Genomic DNA, 18886 nt, shown 5'->3' with positions numbered 1-18886 from the left:
GGAGTATTGACGGTCTCCGTCCTATAACATAGCTTTTCCGAAAGGCGCTCAAGTACATATCGTCATGTGCATACGAGCCTCGTGTCGTTAAAAGAAATGGTTGGTGCCGCATGAAAGTGCTCTTCATGATGCCGTTCGGCGTGTCGAGCTTCTCCGCCCCCATCAAGATCAAGGCTTCGTCTTGGTGTTAGTGCCAGATGCACGTCACCTTGCGGTGCAGGAATGGAGTGTGAACATGAAAGCAGAAACGGAATCGCGGATTTTTTCGGTGGACGAATATGTCCGTCCGTCTAACGGCGAACCGATCCGTTCAGTTGTTCTGGAGACCAACGATTCTGTCGTTGTAGTTTGGCACGCCTACCCTAGGCAGGAAATAGCTGCCCATGTCCATCCTCACGGCCAAGATACTTGGACGGTTATCTCAGGTGAGGCCAAGTATTATCAAGGCAACGGCGTAGAAATTCATCTTAAAGCTGGAGATATTGCCATTGCAAAACCTGGGCAAGTACATGGTGCCGTGAACTCTGGTCCAGGACCTTTCATATTTGTCTCCGTGGTTGCGCCGGGCAGTGCAGGTTTTGCGTTATCTGAGAAATAGGCGAAAGGCCTGAGAGGAACCTGATGAATACACGAGTATTTACGTTCGCTGGTGGAGAAACGGGGGTTTGGCGCGTTGTTGCGATGAATGCCGTGGCAGGAGCCCCTCTCCCTGGAATCCCACGGCTCAACGTAGCCGCTGGCTCTGTTTCGCCGCAGCCTCCGGGCACCAAATGGCTCCTTCGCGGGATAACGAGTAACGAGCGCTATGTCGTGCGTGAAGAGAAGGATCGTCTCGTGGCGAAGCAGCCAAGCTTGGGTCGAGCAGAGGCTACCTGCGCCGCCCTGATCCCTATCCGGAAAAACCCCTCATGGTGGGGACTGTCTCAAGACGAACGCCGGAAGATTTTTGAGGAACAGTCCCGTCACATTCACATCGGGCTCCAATATCTCCCTGCTGTGGCCCGCCGCCTCCACCATTGTCGGGACCTGGGCGAGAACGAACCCTTCGACTTCTTGACTTGGTTCGAATATTCCCCGTCTGATGAGACGGCCTTTAACAGGCTTCTGGCCGAACTCCGAGCCTCGGTGGAGTGGCAGTATGTCGACAGAGAAATCGACATCCGGCTAGTGCATGAGCCGGCCTAGCATCAGGTTTAACTTCGATCTACGTGCGGCACACTCCTGCGACACCCGCAGCCCAGCAAAACCCCGAAAAATCTAGTGTGTCGCATAACTTAGGAGTAACGCGACAGGTATGTCTAGCGAGCCACTAGTCGCTTAAGAACTTTTCTACTTATAGCCTCCTCTTTCTCTCATCGATCTCCTCGGCATCCTGCCGTCTAGAGCCGGCACATTGTCCAGCTTTCGAATGAGGCTCTCCAGCTTTTCCAAGTCGCCCTCGGCAATGGCTCGCTCGTCGGGAGTTAAAGGCACGGCCTCCAAGTACCGTCCGATAGACGATTTGCTTTCCAATGCTTGGGCCCTTGCGCTGGCTTTCGGCAAGTTGAAGTCACACCCCGCACAGGCCATGCGATGTGGGCAGCTGCTCCAGAAGGGATTTGAACAATACGAGTCGCCCAAGTCATAGAAGGTGTAGGGGGCATCTGAATGGCGAACAATTACGTCATGATCGATCAAAACGGAGACCATATGGGCCATTTGATCGGCTTTAACGAAGGATGCTGCCAGCTTGGTAGGCCGAATTCGAATGTAATGCAAAGTCGAATTCGGCGAGCTATGTCCCGACCACTGCATTAGCTCGATCAGCGACATGCCCTGAGGGACGCTGGCGAGCGCCGTCACTGCGGAGGCACGTCCCCGGTGGCTGGTGATTCGCCCGCGACTGTCCTCCAGTGGCACACCCGCCTTGGCGCATAGCATTGGAATGATGGTGCCATTAATGACACTGGAGCCTATGCGCTTGCCTCGAAACTGAAATAGGTAGCTAACTTTTTCCCCGGTTCGCTCATCCAGCAAAGCGGCCTGGTTAGCAGGCCTGTCCTCCAGCCAGGCGTCAATGCGCTCCTTCACGACCACCGCTACAGGTTTGACGAAAGCTTTGAACGTCTTGCTGGCAGGAATATCGAGATAGCATAAAGTTTTTGCTGGAACGATGGTCCCATCCTCGTGTACCACATCATTGGTCTGAGGATGCGCGCATCTTTTATCCAAGCGCATGATTTCATTGCTGCGCAAACCAGCGTGCGTCCACACTACAGCAATGGCTTGAACCATCGACAGCGGATAGTGAATCTCCGAAAGCAGATCACTACGCTCAAGATTTAGACTCGCCCAAATCAGCTTGAGCCAGGTCGAGTCATCAATTACCCGCGGGTTGATACCCGAGTTGAATGTCACGGATCGCGGGGTGGCGAGGTGATGCCGGGGGCTGAACTTCAAACGACCCCATCCCCAGAGTTCAAAGTCTGTAAAAAATCGTCGCAAGGCATGTAGAAAGCCGCGCTTCGAGTTGGCAGCGATAGGCTGACCAAGCCCCTTTAGCTGTGTTCCCTTCGCTGACTCCAAAGCCCACTCACCGACCGTCATCCGGTCGACGGCAGCAATAAATGCAGCGCAAGTGGACATGCTCCAATCGGTAGGCGCCGCCATTCCTGATTGCTCGCGCGCTAGCCAGACACCGGTCCTCAAGATAAAACTGTAATTGCTTTCACGTGTGCGTGGACGCAAGGTGGAAGTGTCTCGCCATCGACGGCACCACATTGCCCAAGTCGGATCGATGCCTTCGATGCTTTTCGCCCGCCAACAGGTATAGCCTCGCATGCGTAAAGGTTTCGCCAAAATCCCCATGGCAGCGAGGCCGTGAGATACCTTTCCGACCGATCTCGCGACACCTTCGCTTCGATGCTGTTGGCCCTTCAGTAGCAGTTCCTCGGTGAATGTCTCCAACCGCGGATCGCCGTTTTCCAGCATCAAGGCACCCAGCACGTTGGAAAGGAACTGCTCAAGATGGCGAGCAGCGTAGCCCAGCGATCTCAACGCTTGGCTCAAGCGAACGTGCTCATGTCTGAACACGGCATGGCCGAAGATAAAAGAAGCATATATCGCCGGCTGCCGGAATTTGGCGATACGCTGCGGGGTTCGAAAATCGCCGAGATGGTAAGCAACGGAAGCGAGATATGGTCGTGATCCTGCTCGATTACTGAGCAAGGTCAACCACTGCGACTCAGACCAACACCAGTAGGGTTTACCGGTTTTGCTGACATTCCAGAGAATGACTGCCACTGATGAAATGGCTAATCGCTGAGAAACGCCGCTGTGCGCCGCTATATCAGCTAGCGGCCTCATGAGCTCAGGTATCTCTGATTGGAGGTAGCCCCAGTCTGAACGGTGAGAGCGATTCGAAAGTATGCTCAGCTCGATTTTCGATAGATCGCTCTGACGTACGTACTTGCTCGCGTCGAACGGAACATAAGGGGTGACTGAGGGGGTGCTCATAGCAATGCCTCAGACCCAAAGAGTTCACAGAACATCCGAGCATCGAGACTGCCGACGGAGTGCGCCATCTTTGCGGTTAAATCCGCGCCAGATAGGTGCAGGTAAATCAAAGTGGTTTTGGGGTCTCGATGTCCAGCATACGTGGTCAGTTCATGGAGCTTCCAGCCCGCACGGGCCAGATGGGTAAGCCGAAGGTGGCGAAAGGTATGAGTGCTCAGGTGCGATAGTTTCGCTTCCTTGGCCCACCCTTCAACCGTTTTACTCCACGCCCAACGGGACAGTGGCGAGCCTCGATTACGATCTGATGCTGATCGAAACAACGAACCTCGCATCCAGCCAGCGCCGCGAAGAGCATGTAGATGCTCTATCAAGACAGGTGCAATGTCTGGGCTGTAGCACACGACGCGGCTGCGTTTGCCTTTGGTCGTTTCCGCTCGCACCGAGATCAGTCGGTGTGCAACGTCTAAATCCTCAATACGCAAGGCCACCAACTCGGCACGGCGAAGAGCCCCGAAATACGCCAACGACAGCATTAGTCGATCACGGATAGACGACCTGGCCGCAATACTGAGAAAGTGTCGCCACTGCTCATCGGTGGGAATGTCTGGCAACTTAATCAGCCGTGGGAGCAAGCCCCTGACAAACCCTCCATGTCCAGGCACTTGGGCCAGCCGACCATGCTGTCCGCGGGGCACGGGGTTGTGCTCGCAAAGACCCTGAAAAACGAGGTGGTCGTACCACAACCGGATAGCAGTAAGCCGCTGGTGCAAGGTTGAATTCGCCACCGCGCTCTTTGCGCCAGGTAGCAGCTCACGGATGTAGAGCGTGACTTGTTCGAATGTCGCGGATTCGGGTTTCAGCCCACTCCCTTCGCAATGCAATAAGTAATGCGCAAGGGCACGGCCATAGGCGTCAAGGGTGGCCGGCGCACGCCCCAGATTACCCAAGAGCTCCAGCCAAGCTTGTACACTGGAATAACGACTTAACACTTGCTTGTGCAATGGGGTGGTGGTCATGGGCGCCCCCTGAGCGTCAACGGATTCAGCCTAGCTCAAAAGCATTCCACCTAACTTAATACAGCGCGTAATTGCTGGAAAACACCACAACGCCCCAACGCTCCAGGTCGCGCCGGATCTGAAAATACGGCACGCCCATTTTGATACCGAGCTGCTTTGCCTCGGCCGAGCGCGCGATCACGCAGCCGTCATTGTTCGAAAGCACGACGATAGGCGTACGGCGCAAGTCTGGTCGAAAGACACGCTCGCAGCTGGCGTAGAACGAGTTGCAATCAATGAGGGCGATGGCCCGCTCAGTACTTGCCATGGATTCGGATGCTGTATGACACCACGCCCCATACGTAGAGTTCTTCGCTTTCGAGGAGGTACCGCGGCGGGAACTTCGGATTAGCCGAGCGCAGAATGACCTGGCTGCCGGCTCGGTCGAAAATCTTGACCAGAGGCTCGTTATTCAGCGCTGCGATGATCACCTCCCCTTTTTCTGCCTCCCGTCCCCGGTCGATGATCAGAATGTCTCGGTCGAAAATGCCGACCTGGATCATGCTCTCCCCGTCTGCGCGCGCCAGGTAGGTATGCGGAGCTCGGATGTTCATCAGCTCGTCGAGCGAGATGCTCCCCTCCATGTGGTCCTGCGCTGGGCTCGGGAATCCGGCGGGCACGCAGAAACTGAAAAACGGCAGTGCAATTGTGGCGGGAGCAGCAGGTCCCAACATATGGACGGGCATGGCACAGACCTCATAACTGTATGCATATACAGTATTCTGAAGCTAGAGTCCGGTCAATTGAACCAGATGTGCGGGGGCACCCATGTGTGGACGTTTCGCTCAGTACCGAATCGCCTATGAGTACCTGGACAAGATCGCGATGCAGCTGCCCTTGCCATTGCGTGGCAGCGTGAATCCTGAGCCAATCGGACGCTACAACGTGTGTCCGCAATCACTGGTTCAGCTCCTGCACCAGGACGATGATGGCCTGCGCATGGAGCCGGTCAAGTGGGGTTACGCCCCATTGTGGGCACAGGGGAAGCGACCACCAGCGATAAATGCCAGGGTGGAAACGGCCGCGACTAGCAAGTTCTTTCGCGATATCTGGCAAACCGGCCGCGCAATAGTGCCCGCTGATGGTTGGTACGAGTGGAAGAAGGACGCGGCCAACCCGAAGATCAAGCAGCCCTACTACATCACGCTCCGTAGCGGCGAGCCGATGTTTTTCGCTGCGCTCGGGCGGTTTCAGCGAGGCGCCTCGCTGGAACCCCGAGACGGCGACGGCTTTGTTGTCATTACGTCATCTAGCGCTGCCGGCATGCTCGATATTCACGATCGGCGTCCTCTGGTTCTATCGCCAGAGTACGCTGCGCTCTGGATGCAGCAGGAGCTTTTGCCGCTCAAGGCTGAGGAGCTAGCACTGGCGCATGGTTTATGCGTCGAGGAATTCGAGTGGCATCCGGTGGGTAAGGACGTCGGGAACGTGCGGAATGATGGGCCGGAACTTATCAATAGGATCGCCCAGCCGCTGGTATAAAGGCATTTCGCTTCAATGACCGTTGGTGACAACCTAAATCAAGTGCGAGCTTTGCTTTCAGGCCCGCCACTGTATGGGCTCGCGCGACGGTGAGTCGTCAGTTTAGAAAAGTGAGCCAGGGAAATTCGCTAAAGCTCAAACGACGAGCTTGAACACACCTCTTAGGGGCAGATAGCACCGCTTCCGCTTACGGCCAGAAGCGGCCTATCGTTACCAGCTGAAATCGACCCTAAGCTGCCGCGTGTGTTCTGGCACCACACATTACGGAATTCCCCCACACTCACAGAAACCGTCGTCTATTGGGGCAATGTGGAACCAAGCAGCTGTAGCTTGCCTGGTGGCATAATCGCAGTTGGTTCATAACAGGTGTGCATTAATGGCCACTGAAAGCTACGACCAGCTCGCGATCTTTGCAGCCGTGGCGCAGGAGCGTAGTTTCACGCGCGCCGCTGCCAAGCTAGGTATGTCGCAGCCGGCCTTGAGTCGCGCCATGCGCCAGCTGGAAGAGCGCCTCGGCGTTAGGCTACTCGCGCGCACCACTCGCAGCGTTGCCCCCACGGAGGCAGGAGAACATCTGCTGCGGGTGGTCGCGCCCAGATTCGAAGAAATCGACAGCGAGCTGGGATTGCTCAGCGAGTTTCGTGACAAGCCGGCGGGCAAGCTGCGCCTCACCGCTGGCGAGCATGCGGCGATCACTATCCTGCAACCCGTACTGGCAACGCTGCTACCGGATAATCCGGATCTGAGCATCGAGGTCATCGTCGACTACGGTCTGACCGATATCGTGGCGGAAGGCTACGACGCCGGCGTACGGCTAGGTCAACAAGTGGCCAAGGACATGATTGCGATGCGCATCGGCCCAGATATGCGCATGGCTGTCGTCGGCTCCCCGGCGTATTTCGCTAGGCATCCGCAACCAGTAATTCCGCGTGACCTGATGCAGCACAATTGCATCAACATCCGCATGCCCACCTACGGCGGCATCTTCCCTTGGGAATTCGAGAAGAACGGAGAGGAACTCAAGGTACGAGTTGAGGGCCAACTGGTGTTCAACAACATCGCCATGCGCCTGGGGGCAGCCCTCCAGGGGTTAGGTTTGGCCTACATGGCCGAAGACCTAGTGCAGGCGCATGTAGCTGAAGGCCGGCTGATTCGCGTGCTTGAAGACTGGTGCGAGCCCTTCTCGGGCTACCACCTCTATTACCCGAGCCGGCGACAGAGTTCACCGGCTTTTACCTTGCTGCGCGATGCCCTGCGTTATCCGGGCTAAACCGAAAACATCACTGCGCTGGGGCTTCGACCCCGCTATAGGCGAGCACAGCCGGTGGTAGCCGTTCACCTTGGATGCTGATTTCAGCCAAGGCCGCATTGAGTTCCGCAAGCTCCTGATTGTTGAAGGTCACTTGTGCCGCTGCGTTGTTTTCGAGCATATGCGCCATCTGTGTCGTACCTGGAATGGGCACAATCCAGTTCTTTTGCACCATCAGCCAGGCCAATGCGAGCTGGGAGGGTGTCACGCTCTTGCGTTCGGCCCAGGCTTTCACCAGGCGCACAAGCTTCAGGTTATTAGTCCGACTCTCCGGCGCAAATCGGGCTTCGATCCCGCGAATATCACCCTCGGCAAAGCGCGTCTTTTCGTCGATTGCCCCGCTGAGAAAGCCGACCCCGAGCGGGCTCCAGGGGACGAAGCCGATACCCAGTTCCTCACATAGCGGAATCAGCTCCTGCTCGGGGCCTCGCCATAGCAGCGAATATTCGTTCTGCACCGCGCTAACGGGCAGCTCGGCATGCGCTCGGCGCAATGTCTTCAGCCCCATTTCGGACAAGCCCCAATGCAGCACCTTGCCTTCGGCCATCAAGTCTTTGACCGCCCCCGCCACGTCCTCAATTGGTATCTGCGGGTCGACGCGGTGCTGGTAAAGAAGATCGATGCGATCCGTACGCAGGCGTTTGAGCATGCCCTCAACGACTAACTTGATGTGCTCCGGGCGGCTATTGAGCCCTGGGCGGCGCTCACCGGTTTGCTGATCGATGTTCCAGCCGAACTTGGTAGCGATCACCACCTCATTGCGGAACGGGGCCACGCCTTCACCGAGAATTCGCTCCACCTCATGGGGGCCATACGCCTCGGCCGCATCATAGAAGGTGACGCCGTGCTCGAACGCGGTGCGAATGATGTTGTGCATCTCCACCCGATTAGGGATTGTCGTCTGGTAGGTGCGACTCATGATCTGCACGCCCAGGCCTACACTCGATACTTCCAGAGCGCCGAGTTTGCGCCGGCCGACCAGGGTAGTGGTTTTCGTTGGCTTTGCAGAGACTACTGAGTCACTGGCGTTCGCCGTCATTCCCGGGATCAGAGGGGCTTGGTATCACCTTACGTTCCCTACATTGACACTGCCAAATCGCCCGTCACCCCTACCTCTTGCGGCTATTTCGGTAATTGGCAATTGACCGTCAAACTCAAGTCCATTGATTGACACAAACTCGCGCCAATCAAGAGCAGGTTTGACGGGGGTATCAGAGCAAGCCAGCTCTAACAACGCCAATGTTTGACACCCACATTCGACGCATTAAGCCCGGAAGCAGCGTTAACGTGCGGTTTGTGAATCATTACGCAGGCGTACCAAAGCAGAAATCCTCTCGACATCGGGCTCACCTTGGACCGGTCAGAGCTTAGATCTTGGCATGTGAAAGGTGCCTGAAAATTAAATCGGATTCCTTGCTCGAAGGTCGTTGCTGGATCGATGGACACTCTGAGGGCAACAACAACCCACACTAACCCCGAGGTAAATCCATGATTGGATGCCCAGAATATAGTTTGACATAGAGGGCTGCAAAATCCGCAAGCTTCAGCGCTATGGCATGCCGCAACAACGGAAATATAGTTCGACACAGCCTAACGCGTCCGCCGGAAAAGCCCCACCGCAGCCAGGAATAAAGTCTGACACCGCCGCCCTGGCTCGGCTTATTTTGCCTACTCCGCCAACTTCCTGAGCGACACCGAGCATGGCGTGATCATGTAAGTGGAAACGACTCCGGTGCATCGTACTGCCGCAGTCGACTCGACCAGAACGATGGTCGAGTGTTTCGAAGCGCAGTTCGATCTAACGCCGGAACGCCTCATTGGCTATGCCGCCTATGCGGTGCAATCCGCCTAAAGAGGTGCGTTCACGGGCCGCGGTTTGAGCTTTAGGGAAAATCCCTCCTCGCTTTTCTCCACTATCAGCTCATCTCCCAGCGTCCAACCGAGTTTCGCAAGTAACTCAGATGGAAGCTCAACGATTACGTCTCCGCTGCCGTCTCCCGGATCTTGGCAGACAACTCGCCAGCTGTTAGGTGTGTCCATGACGCCACCCTCCTTACAGAAGCTAAAGTCAGAAGCATGGCGGAGACGCCTTACCATAGCGCACACCCATGTCGTAGATTCCCCCTATTTGGAGGCTAAACCATGACAGAGCCCAGCGACCACGAAATTGGCCATCCCGAGGGATTGATTCCTGCGCTCGCAGCCAGCGCCACGCATGCTGCTTACCTGCGTGCAGTTCAGGCAGGCCGTACGCTGATAATGGCGAGGGATGGATGGCTCGTTCGAATTGATCCGGACGGCTCAGAGACGCGGCTTCGCGCCTTACCCATGAAGCATAAGGTAACGGCGGGGAGCGTCTTTCATTTTAGCGCGCAATTGCGGAGCTAGGGCTGCCCAACGCGGATACGACTGCCTCACGAAAGTGGCGGGCGCAGGCAGTACCGCCAAGATCTTGAGGCGGTGAGTGCGGCAAGCTTAATCCGTACAATGCCGCTTCGTTTGCTCTGTGTAGCCCGATGAAGCACCCGATGGTGGCAATCACCGAGGCCACGCCAGGTCGCCTGGATCGAAGTAGCTGCTACAGGTAGCAGACGTGATCGACACGAAGCCTGATTTGCGTGGCTGTCCATTCGCATCGCTTGGCCTGCCGTCCGAGAATGGATTCCCGCGGCAGTTATTTGGAATCTGCGGTGCTGCTCGACCTGGCTTGTTAGCTGGCGTAAACCAAGATCCATCACGGCGACCAGATGAAGACCGGTGGAATTAGGAGGCGATGCGAATGCCGCACGCCGAGTACTTCTGGTTAAGCGCCAGATCGATTTCGGCAACGTACTTCACGTGCGCCATGCTGCACGGCACATCTATCAGGCGATGCAACGTCTTCTCTATTTTAGCCTGGGGCCTTTTGGTTGTTGACGATACCGTCGATGGGAATCGCGCCTGCACAGTCAGCAGCGACACCGTTTCGCCTCCAAGATCTATGGCTCCATTAGCGTCGCGAATGACTGATGGAGGATGCGAATCGGTGTCGGAGTCGATGCGATTACCCACCGGCCGGACGATCAGGGCGGATTCGAACAAATCGATGCTCGAATCCGCATCATTTAGCAAGCCGAACGGGCCAGGCCACGCTGTTTCACGAGCGTATAGATCGCCGGAATAACAACCAGCGTAAGAATCGTCGAAGAAACCATGCCGCCCACCATCGGCGCGGCGATGCGCCTCATCACCTCCGATCCGGTACCGGTGCCCCACATGATTGGCAACAGACCGGCCATGATGGCAACCACAGTCATTATCTTCGGCCGCACTCGATCCACCGCGCCAATTATCACTGCCTGGTAAAGGTCATCCACCGTCAGCTTTTCACCGGCAGCCTCCCGCTCTGCTCGACGCTCATCGAGCGCGTGGTCAAGGTAGATCAGCATGATCACGCCTGTCTCCGCGGCAACGCCAGCCAGAGCAATGAAACCCACCGCTACTGCAACGGAGAAGTTGTAGCCCAACGCCCACATCAGCCAAACGCCACCTACCAGCGAGAATGGCACTGAGAGCATGACGATCAGCGTCTCGGTAAGCCGCCGGAAGTTCAGATACAGCAGGAGGAAGATCACCACCAGCGTCAACGGCACTACGATTTTCAGCCGCTCGGCCGCTCTCTCCATGTACTCAAACTGGCCGCTCCAGGTGACATAATACCCAGGCGGGAAACTCACTTGCTCCTGTACAGCTTGCTGCGCCTCGCGCACGTAGCTACCGATATCCCTATCACGAATATCCACGTAGATATAGGCCGATAGCAATGCGTTCTCAGTGCGGATGCTCGGCGCGCCCTTAGTGATGCTGATGTCCGTAAGCTGGCCGAGTGGTATCTGTGCACCGCTCGGCGTCGGCACTAGCACTTCAGTGCCGATCCGTTGGGGATCGGAACGCAGCTCTCGCGGATAGCGCACATTGACGCCGAATCGCTCCCGCCCTTCGACAGTGGTGGTCACAAGCTCGCCGCCAAGGGCGGTGCTAATCACCGTTTGCACTTCCCCTACCGTCAAGCCGTAGCGGGCCAAGGCGTCATAGTCGGGCGAAATGTCGAGGTAGAAGCCGCCTGTAATACGTTCGGCAAACGCGCTGGTGGTGCCGGGCACTGCCTGCACAACCGCTTCAATCTGAGTTGCTAGCCGCTCGATCCCGGCGAGGTCCATGCCAAATACCTTGATGCCAATGGGCGTTCGAATGCCGGTGGAGAGCATGTCCAAGCGCCCTTGGATGGGCATAGTCCAGCTATTTGCCACGCCCGGAAATTTCAGCGCGTCGTTCATCTCGGCGATGAGCTTGTCCACCGTCATTCCTGGCCGCCACTCTTTCTCCGGTTTGAGGTTAACCACCGTCTCGAACATTTCCACCGGCGCCGGGTCGGTGGCCGTGGCCGCGCGGCCCGCCTTGCCAAACACCGAGGCCACCTCTGGGAAGCTCTTGATGATCCGGTCCTGCGTTTGCATGAGCTCAGCGGCCTTGGTAATAGACATACCAGGAAGCGAGGCTGGCATATACAGCAGCGTGCCCTCGTTGAGTCGCGGCATGAACTCGCTACCGAGCTGCCGCGCCGGCAAAATGCTAACGACCAAAACCACCAGCGCTACAACGATTGTCATCACCTTCCAACGCAGCACACCTTGGATGATCGGGCGGTAGACCCATATCAGAAAGCGGTTCACCGGGTTCTTGTGCTCGGGGATTATCCGCCCTCGCACGAACAGCAGCATCAGCACCGGCACCAGGGTCACTGATAGCAGCGCCGCAGCGCCCATAGCGAAGGTCTTGGTGAGCGCCAGCGGCGAGAACATCCTCCCCTCCTGCGACTCCAGCGTGAACACCGGTAGGAAGGAGACTGTGATGATCAGCAGCGAGAAGAACAGCGCAGGGCCTACCTCCCGACAGGCCTCGATTATAATATGTACACGCGGCTTCTCCGGCGGCGCTCGCTCCAGGTGCTTGTGGGCGTTCTCGATCATCACAATAGCTGCGTCCACCATCGCACCGATGGCGATCGCGATGCCGCCCAAACTCATGATGTTGGAGTTGAGCCCTAGCCAGCGCATGGCGATGAAGGACATTAGGATGCCAATCGGCAGCATGAGGATGGCCACCAGCGCACTGCGCACGTGCAGAAGAAACACAACGCACACCAGCGCAACGATGATCGACTCTTCAAGAAGCGTGAACTTGAGATTGTCGACAGCGCGCTGGATAAGATCCGAGCGGTCGTACACCGTCTCGATATTCACTCCTTCCGGCAGGCCGGGACGGATCTCCTCTATTTTGGCCTCAAGATTGTCGATCACGGACATAGCATTCTCGCCGTAGCGGGCAACGGCGATGCCGCCGACCACCTCACCCTCTCCATCGAGCTCAACGACGCCGCGACGCTCGTCCGGGCCGAGTTCGACGCGAGCTACATCACGCAGCAGAACCGGAATTCCGCGTGAAGCTTTCAGCACCAGTTTCTCGATGTCCTCTGCACCGCGCAGGTAGCCACGACCGCGCACCATGTACTCGGTCTCGCTCATCTCTACGATGCGGCCACCGACGTCGGCATTGCTGGTACGGATGACTTCAGATATCCGGCTCAACGGGATGTCATAGGCCTGAAGCTTCTGCGGGTCAACGGTGACCTGGTACTGCTGGACAAAGCCTCCGATGCTCGCAATCTCGGATATGCCTTCGGCCTTGGTGAGCTGATAGCGCACGAACCAGTCTTGCAGGGTGCGTAGCTCAGCAAGGGTATGACGTGTGCTGGTCAAGGCGTATTGGTAGACCCAGCCCACACCTGTGGCATCTGGCCCTAACGCGGGTGTCACCCCCGCTGGCAGGTTCTTCGAAGCGAAGTTGAGGTACTCCAGCACCCGCGAGCGGGCCCAATAGATGTCGGTACCGTCCTCGAAGATGACATAGACGAAGGAGGCACCGAAAAACGAGAAGCCTCGCACCACCTTGGAGTTGGGCACCGATAGCAGCGCCGTGGTAAGCGGATAGGTGACCTGATCCTCTACCACCTGCGGGGCCTGCCCAGGATATTCGGTGTACACAATCACCTGCACGTCGGATAGGTCCGGCAGTGCGTCCAGTGGGGTTTTCATTACCGCGTAGATGCCGGCGCCGATGATAATCAGCGTGGCGAGCAACACAAGGAAGACGTTGCGCACCGACCATTCAATGATTTTGGCAAGCATGCTTAATGCCCTCCATGGGAATGGCCGCCGTCCGGCATCACATGATCTGGGTGACTCCCAGACTCAGCGTCGCTACCGTGGCCCGCATCCACCTCACCCGCCGGCTTATGAAGCTCGTTGCTCTCGTAACTGCCGCTATCACTGTGATCGTCGTGTCCAGCATGACGATGAAGTGCATCGGCATTGCCTGGCGCGGCGGGACCGTCAGGCCCGACGGCGGCTCCATGGGCATGGGGATCCGCTTCTGCAGTCGAAGCCGACTTCCCACTCATGCCGCTTAGCGCTGCCTTTAGGTTGCTCTCGGCGTCTATCAGGAAGTTGGCGCGCGTGACTACTGACTCGCCCTCCCCCAGCCCTTCCAACACCTCAATGTAGCCGTCGGCACGCCTGCCTGTGCGCAGTTCGCGCGGCTCAAAGCGACCTTCGCCCAGGGCAACCAGCGCAATCCGGCGAGTACCGCTGTCGATTACCGCCGAGTCAGGCACTGCGAGCACCGGCGCCTGCTCACCTGCTGCGAGCTGAGCGGTGCCGAACATAGCCGGCTTAAGCAGGCCGTCGGGATTGGTTAGCTCGATGCGAACCCTGGCGGTGCGAGTCTCCGGCGACAGATCGGGATAAACGAAGGTTACCTCGCCCCTAAAGCGCCGGTCGGGATAGGCGCTTACCGTAAGCTGCGCCTTCTGCCCAAGCTGAACTAACGCCAGATCCTGCTCGAAAACCTCAGCGATAAGCCAGACGGTATCGAGATCCGCGATTCGGTAGAGGGCATCCCCTGGCTGAAAGCGCATACCTTCAACCGATGGCTTATCCAATACCACGCCATCCACGGGCGCGGCGATCGTCAAAGTGCGAGTTACCTTGCCAGTACGACGCAACCGTTCAAGCTGTGCTTCCCCGATATCCCAATTGCGTAGCCGCTCAAGGGCAGAATAGGAGAGGGAGGCGAGCCCCTTTTGCGCGGCCGCGCTGCCGCCGGCAAGACTTTGCTGCCCGGCATTGGCGATCAGGAACTCCTGCTGCGCCGACACCAGCTCGGGGCTGTAGACCTCCATAAGTGGCTGGCCTTTGCGAACCGGCTCACCGGTCGTGTTGACGTAGAGCTTTTCGATCCAACCCTCAAACTTGGGCGCCAAGGTGTATTGGCCGCGCTCGTCGACCTGCACCGTACCGACTGCACGCACTGTACGGGTGAGCACGCGGCGCTCAACTGGCGAAGACAGTACACCCAGCAACTGCACCTTCTCAGGGCTGATTACAACGGTGTTTCCCGATTCATCACCCTCATAAACGGGGATGTACTCCATACCCATGGAGTCCTTCTTCGGCACCGGGGAGGTGTCCGGCAGTCCCATGGGATTGCGGTAGTACAGGATCTTGCGCTCGCCCTGCGCGGCAGCAGGCCCCTTGTCGGCGTAGACCGGGATGTAGTCCATCCCCATCGGATCCTTCTTGGGCACTGGCGACGTGTCGGGCAGCCCCATGGGGTTGCGGTAGTACAGAACCTTGCGCTCTTGTGGGGCGGTGCTTCCAGCTACCTCCGAGGAGCCTGTCCTTTGCGCCACCATGTAGCCACCACCGAAGCCGGCGATTGCCGTCGCAAGGGCGAGCGCACCTGCGCCGAAAATCATGCTGCGATTCATAGTTCTGCTCCGACAAGACGTTCCAATTCCACCACTTGGACTCGTTGCTCCAGCGCCAGCGAGAGCAGCGACAGCCTCAGCTGGCGAATCTGTCGCTGGGCATCAAGCAAGGTCGCGAAATCGACGTTGCCGGTCTGATAGCTGGCGAGCGCCGATTGATAGGTGAGCTCCGCCTGCGGCAGGAGCGTTCTGTCAATCAGTTCGTGCTGTCGAAAGGCTGTCTCCAACGCCGACCACGCTTCACCTACGCTGCCCGCGAGACGGCTGTTGACCGCCTCGCGACGAGCCTCGGCGGCGTAGCGCAAGGAAACGGCCTCGCGCTGCTCTGCGCTGCGGCGTTTGCCCCACAGCGGGATATTCATCTCCAGCATCAACTCGAACTCTTCGGCCCGGTTACCCATCTGGACGACGGCAGTGCCGACGGTGATATCCGGAATCCAGTTTCGGCTGGCAAGCGCCTCAGCACGCTGGGCCTCTTGAATTCGTGCATTGAGCTCAGCCAGTTGAGGATTGCCACCGAAGATACGAGCCTGCAGCTCAGCCAAGGTCGGCACTGATGCAGGCAGAGCAGGCCAACCGGCGGGCTCCGCCAGCGGCGAGTTCGCAGGGCGCGCCAAGATGCCGTTCAACCGCGCCGCCGCGCCGCGTCGGTCGCGTTCCAGCGTCAGCAGCTCGCTCTGCAGACTGGTGTGCTCGGTCTGAGCCTTGATCACGTCCTGTTGCGGCGCAAGCCCCACTCTGTAGCGAGCTTGGGCAATACTCTCAAGCTCATCCACCAGCGCCCGCAGCTCCTCGGTGACCTGGATGGCTGCGTGGGCATACTGGTATTCGTTGAAGGCAAGCTTGACGAGACTCCTGAGCTCGACTCGGCTCAGGCGCTCGCGGGCCGCTGCCTGCTCGGCGCCCGCCTCTGCGATCTCGCGAGCAAGCCCCCGCTTGCCGCCAATAGGAAAAGTCTGACGGAACGCGTAACGTGTGCTGCCAACGCCGCTGGGCGATAGGCTCGGGTCGTCGCGGGCGATGCCCATTTCCTCAAAAGTGAGCATCGGGTCCGGGAGCGCACCGGCTACATCGGGACGCTCCCAGGCGGCCTGCCTCTCATGCCCGACAGCCCGGAGCTCTGGGCTCTGCCGTTCAAGCAGGTCTAGCAGCGGAGGCAACGTGGCGCCAAGCTCGGCTGACCCTGGCGAAGCCTGCGCGCCGCTGCTCAGAGCAAGGCCTAGGATGACGGGTGCTAGCAGCCCCCAACTGCGGACGGGCAGCGGCTGAACGATCCAGTTCATAGAATCTCCTTACTGCAGTGCCGGTCCCGTTGATTGCAGCAACGACAACTAGAATATTCGAGGACTTCGGCTTGCGCACCACGCCAGTCATGAGCGGAGAGCGGAAACGGGTGTGCCGACCAGGCGCGATATTTGATCAAGTCATTCATCATGTTTAACTCCGAAGCACGCAAATTTCGGCACAAGGGAAAGCTTGGACCCGTTTATGAGCGAGCCTCGAATAGTTCGTAAATATTGTTTGGCTTTATTGCAGATCAGACCTGTCGTTTATATAACCTAAACTTTACATTTATGTCAGTTACCTAAACTAAGGAAACGCTGATTTAACCCCGTCCCCGTAGAATGCCCCGGTCATCCCGATAGGCGCAACCATCCAGATGAAACAGCAAGCCAGCTTCGCCGATCTCGAGTACTCGGCGCGTCGCAAGCCGACGCGGCGGGAGAAGTTTCTGACCGACCTGGATCGTCTGGTGCCGTGGTCGCAGCTGGCGGCATTGATCGAGCCGCACTACTACCGCGGTGAGCGCGGTCGTCCGCCGGTCGGTCTGGAAACGATGCTGCGCATGTATCTGTGCCAGAACTGCCTGGGCCTGTCGGACGAAGGAATTGAAGATGCCATCGTCGACAGCATCGCGGTGCGTCGCTTCGTGGGCATCGACCTGATCGAGCGTCAGGCGCCCGATGCCACCACGCTGCTGAAGTTTCGCCGTCTGCTTGAACGTCACGAGATGCCGGTGCGCATCTTCGCGCTGATTCGCGAACAGCTCGGTCAGCAAGGGCTGATCCTGCGCGAAGGCACGATCGTCGACGCCACCTTGATCGCTGCGCCCCCCTCGACGAAGAACAAGGAGGGCGAGCGCGACCCCGACATGCACCAGACGAAGAAGGGCAAGCAGTGGTATTTCGGCATGAAAGCGCATATCGGTACGGATGCGCACACCGGCATCGTTCATTCGCTTGCCGCCACGGCGGCGAACGCCTCCGACGTGAGCCAGACGCACAAGCTGCTGCATGGTGAGGAGAAGCACGTGCATGCCGACGCCGGCTACCAAGGCGCAGACAAGCGTCCCGAACTGAAGGAGTGCGAGGCTGAGTTTGTCATTGCACGTCGCCGCTCAACCTACAAGAAGCTGGACAAGACGGACCCGAGACGCCAACTCATCGAGCAGGCGGAGCACGCCAAGGCGAGCATCCGCTCGAAGGTCGAGCACGCGTTCCATGTGGTGAAGAACCTGTTCCGGCATCGCAAGTGCCGCTACAAGGGTCTGGCGAAGAACACGGCGCAGTTGCATGTGCTGTTCGCGATGGCGAATCTGGTGCTGTCGCAGAGAAGTCTGTGCGCGCCCTACAGGACAGGTGCGTCCTGAGGGCGAGAAATCGGGGTGATGAACCCCGAAAGGGCCTCGGGTTGATGATTCGGGGCTGAAAAAGAGCCGAAATTCGATGTCATGACGATGCGAATTTCGGAGTTGCTGCCTCATGGACGAAAAATCCCGGACGGGTGGCTTTGATCAGCGTTTCCCTAACATATTTTCAGCGTACTACTCGCAAAACACCTGCTATCTCCGCCGCCGCAAACCACAAATAACCTGCTACCTCCTCTTCAAAATCAATGCAACTATTTCACCAACAAACGTGAAAATGTAATGCACAAGTAAGGTTTACGACAGCTTCTTTTCCGTAGGCTATTAGTAATAGCCTGATCTGTAAGGTAGTTTTTCCTACGCCCACAGCCAAAGTCAGAAAAACAACCATTAGGAGGTTGTCATGAGACCGCACCGACGCACACCCCTCGCTCCAATTTGCTTCGTGGGAATACTCCTCGCTGGGACGACGCTCGCTGATGACGACATGCACAACAAGAACGCCATGCCTAGCCCAATTGGACAGCAGCCCACCAGCACGCCATCGGCGCACGCTACCGATCCGAAGTCCTCTGCTCCTCAGAATACGCTTGCAACGCCCGATGCCATGGCCACGCACATGGAGGAGATGGCAGCCATGATGCGCCAAAAGGGGCAAGCCATGGAGGCCATGGGCCGACAGATGCAGGAAGGCAGCATGCAGATGCATCAACAGGCCATGGCGATGAAGACTGGCGACGCCTCTGCGCATCAGGGCATGGACATGTCTGCCACGATGCAGCACATGCAGCAGATGAATGAGGACATGAAGCACTGCGAGATGCAGATGCAGAGGGTTGACGCCACCATGCAGAAGATGGATTCGAGCATGGGTGGCGGTATGGCTAAGAAGAAGATGGGCCACATGTAGCGGAGGCCGGCGCGGTGCTAACGGAAGACTTCGTACGGTGGAAGCGAGTCGCCGCTGCAGCCACGCTGGCGATGCTGCTAGCTCCCGGAACTGCTGGCGCTCAGTCGGCTGCTGATCTACA

15 protein-coding genes and 2 pseudogenes are annotated in these 18886 nt (G+C 57.8%); 7 read left to right on the top strand and 10 right to left on the bottom strand.

The annotated features are described in order from the left end of the window. Nucleotides 1-235 precede the first annotated feature (235 nt). A complete protein-coding gene (locus P5703_RS03155) occupies nt 236-598 on the top strand; it encodes a cupin domain-containing protein (protein ID WP_071534424.1) in 363 nt (120 codons plus the stop codon). A 23-nt stretch (nt 599-621) separates the two neighbouring features. Then, nucleotides 622-1185: a chlorite dismutase family protein gene (locus P5703_RS03150; RefSeq protein ID WP_026084028.1), complete on the top strand. Its 564-nt coding sequence runs from the start codon at nt 622-624 to the stop codon at nt 1183-1185. A gap of 144 nt (nt 1186-1329) precedes the next feature. Here P5703_RS03150 and P5703_RS03145 read toward each other — a convergent pair whose 3' ends face one another. The 4 genes and pseudogenes from P5703_RS03145 to P5703_RS03130 form a co-directional block, all read right to left on the bottom strand. Next, a complete protein-coding gene (locus P5703_RS03145) occupies nt 1330-3495 on the bottom strand; it encodes a site-specific integrase (RefSeq protein WP_011914409.1) in 2166 nt (721 codons plus the stop codon). Then, nucleotides 3492-4511: a tyrosine-type recombinase/integrase gene (locus P5703_RS03140; protein WP_011914410.1), complete on the bottom strand. Its 1020-nt coding sequence runs from the start codon at nt 4509-4511 to the stop codon at nt 3492-3494. The genes P5703_RS03145 and P5703_RS03140 overlap by 4 nt, the downstream gene beginning before the upstream one ends. 58 nt (nt 4512-4569) lie before the next feature. Further along, a pseudogene (locus tag P5703_RS03135) lies at nt 4570-4818 on the bottom strand (Y-family DNA polymerase); the annotation flags it as partial. Continuing rightward, nucleotides 4805-5236, bottom strand: a complete 432-nt coding sequence (locus P5703_RS03130; RefSeq protein ID WP_011914412.1) for a LexA family protein — start codon at nt 5234-5236, stop codon at nt 4805-4807. The pseudogene P5703_RS03135 and the gene P5703_RS03130, both read right to left, overlap by 14 nt. Nucleotides 5237-5318: 82 nt before the next feature. Between P5703_RS03130 and P5703_RS03125 the strand changes: the two genes are divergently transcribed. Next, a complete protein-coding gene (locus tag P5703_RS03125; RefSeq protein ID WP_011914413.1) occupies nt 5319-6032 on the top strand; it encodes an SOS response-associated peptidase family protein in 714 nt (237 codons plus the stop codon). 376 nt (nt 6033-6408) lie between these two features. After that, nucleotides 6409-7302: a LysR family transcriptional regulator gene (locus P5703_RS03120; RefSeq protein ID WP_020307717.1), complete on the top strand. Its 894-nt coding sequence runs from the start codon at nt 6409-6411 to the stop codon at nt 7300-7302. Nucleotides 7303-7312: 10 nt separating this feature from the next. Here the strand turns inward: P5703_RS03120 and P5703_RS03115 are convergent, their stop codons facing one another. Beyond that, a complete protein-coding gene (locus P5703_RS03115; RefSeq protein ID WP_037004948.1) occupies nt 7313-8260 on the bottom strand; it encodes an aldo/keto reductase in 948 nt (315 codons plus the stop codon). A 732-nt stretch (nt 8261-8992) separates the two neighbouring features. Between P5703_RS03115 and P5703_RS03110 the strand changes: the two are divergent. Beyond that, nucleotides 8993-9175: pseudogene (locus P5703_RS03110) on the top strand (IS5/IS1182 family transposase); the annotation flags it as partial. Nucleotides 9176-9189: 14 nt separating this feature from the next. Here the strand turns inward: P5703_RS03110 and P5703_RS03105 are convergent. The 5 genes from P5703_RS03105 to P5703_RS03085 form a co-directional block, all read right to left on the bottom strand. Further along, entirely contained in the window at nt 9190-9381 is a 192-nt protein-coding gene (locus P5703_RS03105; protein ID WP_020307714.1) for a periplasmic substrate-binding domain-containing protein, read from the bottom strand. A gap of 723 nt (nt 9382-10104) precedes the next feature. Further along, a complete protein-coding gene (locus P5703_RS03100; RefSeq protein WP_020307713.1) occupies nt 10105-10422 on the bottom strand; it encodes a hypothetical protein in 318 nt (105 codons plus the stop codon). A gap of 23 nt (nt 10423-10445) precedes the next feature. After that, nucleotides 10446-13568, bottom strand: coding sequence for an efflux RND transporter permease subunit (locus P5703_RS03095; protein WP_011914418.1), 3123 nt, complete (start codon nt 13566-13568; stop codon nt 10446-10448). A 2-nt stretch (nt 13569-13570) separates the two neighbouring features. Further along, nucleotides 13571-15208, bottom strand: a complete 1638-nt coding sequence (locus P5703_RS03090; RefSeq protein ID WP_011914419.1) for an efflux RND transporter periplasmic adaptor subunit — start codon at nt 15206-15208, stop codon at nt 13571-13573. Continuing rightward, nucleotides 15205-16491 (bottom strand): TolC family protein, encoded by a 1287-nt coding sequence (locus P5703_RS03085; RefSeq protein WP_279642063.1) that lies wholly within the window; start codon nt 16489-16491, stop codon nt 15205-15207. The genes P5703_RS03090 and P5703_RS03085 overlap by 4 nt, the downstream gene beginning before the upstream one ends. A gap of 377 nt (nt 16492-16868) precedes the next feature. Here P5703_RS03085 and P5703_RS03080 point away from each other — a divergent pair, with 377 nt between their 5' ends. Both P5703_RS03080 and P5703_RS03075 read left to right on the top strand, forming a co-directional pair. Then, nucleotides 16869-17858: an IS5 family transposase gene (locus P5703_RS03080; protein WP_049341153.1), complete on the top strand. Its 990-nt coding sequence runs from the start codon at nt 16869-16871 to the stop codon at nt 17856-17858. A 484-nt stretch (nt 17859-18342) separates the two neighbouring features. Continuing rightward, nucleotides 18343-18765: a hypothetical protein gene (locus P5703_RS03075; RefSeq protein ID WP_169918116.1), complete on the top strand. Its 423-nt coding sequence runs from the start codon at nt 18343-18345 to the stop codon at nt 18763-18765. The last annotated feature ends 121 nt before the right edge of the window (nt 18766-18886 follow it).

Origin of the sequence: Stutzerimonas sp. FeSN7, assembly GCF_030263795.1 — a bacterium.
In the GTDB taxonomy this organism is placed as follows: domain Bacteria; phylum Pseudomonadota; class Gammaproteobacteria; order Pseudomonadales; family Pseudomonadaceae; genus Stutzerimonas; species Stutzerimonas stutzeri.
The sequence above is the reverse complement of the archived record's forward strand: the minus strand, read 5'-3'. Positions and strand labels throughout refer to the sequence as shown.

Bases quoted from the DNA above. Each gene is read 5' to 3' on its own strand.
- P5703_RS03130 (WP_011914412.1), bottom strand. From the start codon at position 5,236: ATGCCCGTCCATATGTTGGGACCTGCTGCTCCCGCCACAATTGCACTG.
- P5703_RS03095 (WP_011914418.1), bottom strand. From the start codon at position 13,568: ATGCTTGCCAAAATCATTGAATGGTCGGTGCGCAACGTCTTCCTTGTG.
- P5703_RS03105 (WP_020307714.1), bottom strand. From the start codon at position 9,381: ATGGACACACCTAACAGCTGGCGAGTTGTCTGCCAAGATCCGGGAGAC.
- P5703_RS03080 (WP_049341153.1), top strand. From the start codon at position 16,869: ATGAAACAGCAAGCCAGCTTCGCCGATCTCGAGTACTCGGCGCGTCGC.
- P5703_RS03120 (WP_020307717.1), top strand. From the start codon at position 6,409: ATGGCCACTGAAAGCTACGACCAGCTCGCGATCTTTGCAGCCGTGGCG.
- P5703_RS03125 (WP_011914413.1), top strand. From the start codon at position 5,319: ATGTGTGGACGTTTCGCTCAGTACCGAATCGCCTATGAGTACCTGGAC.
- P5703_RS03090 (WP_011914419.1), bottom strand. From the start codon at position 15,208: ATGAATCGCAGCATGATTTTCGGCGCAGGTGCGCTCGCCCTTGCGACG.
- P5703_RS03140 (WP_011914410.1), bottom strand. From the start codon at position 4,511: ATGACCACCACCCCATTGCACAAGCAAGTGTTAAGTCGTTATTCCAGT.
- P5703_RS03150 (WP_026084028.1), top strand. From the start codon at position 622: ATGAATACACGAGTATTTACGTTCGCTGGTGGAGAAACGGGGGTTTGG.
- P5703_RS03145 (WP_011914409.1), bottom strand. From the start codon at position 3,495: ATGAGCACCCCCTCAGTCACCCCTTATGTTCCGTTCGACGCGAGCAAG.
- P5703_RS03155 (WP_071534424.1), top strand. From the start codon at position 236: ATGAAAGCAGAAACGGAATCGCGGATTTTTTCGGTGGACGAATATGTC.
- P5703_RS03075 (WP_169918116.1), top strand. From the start codon at position 18,343: ATGCACAACAAGAACGCCATGCCTAGCCCAATTGGACAGCAGCCCACC.
- P5703_RS03085 (WP_279642063.1), bottom strand. From the start codon at position 16,491: ATGAACTGGATCGTTCAGCCGCTGCCCGTCCGCAGTTGGGGGCTGCTA.
- P5703_RS03115 (WP_037004948.1), bottom strand. From the start codon at position 8,260: ATGAGTCGCACCTACCAGACGACAATCCCTAATCGGGTGGAGATGCAC.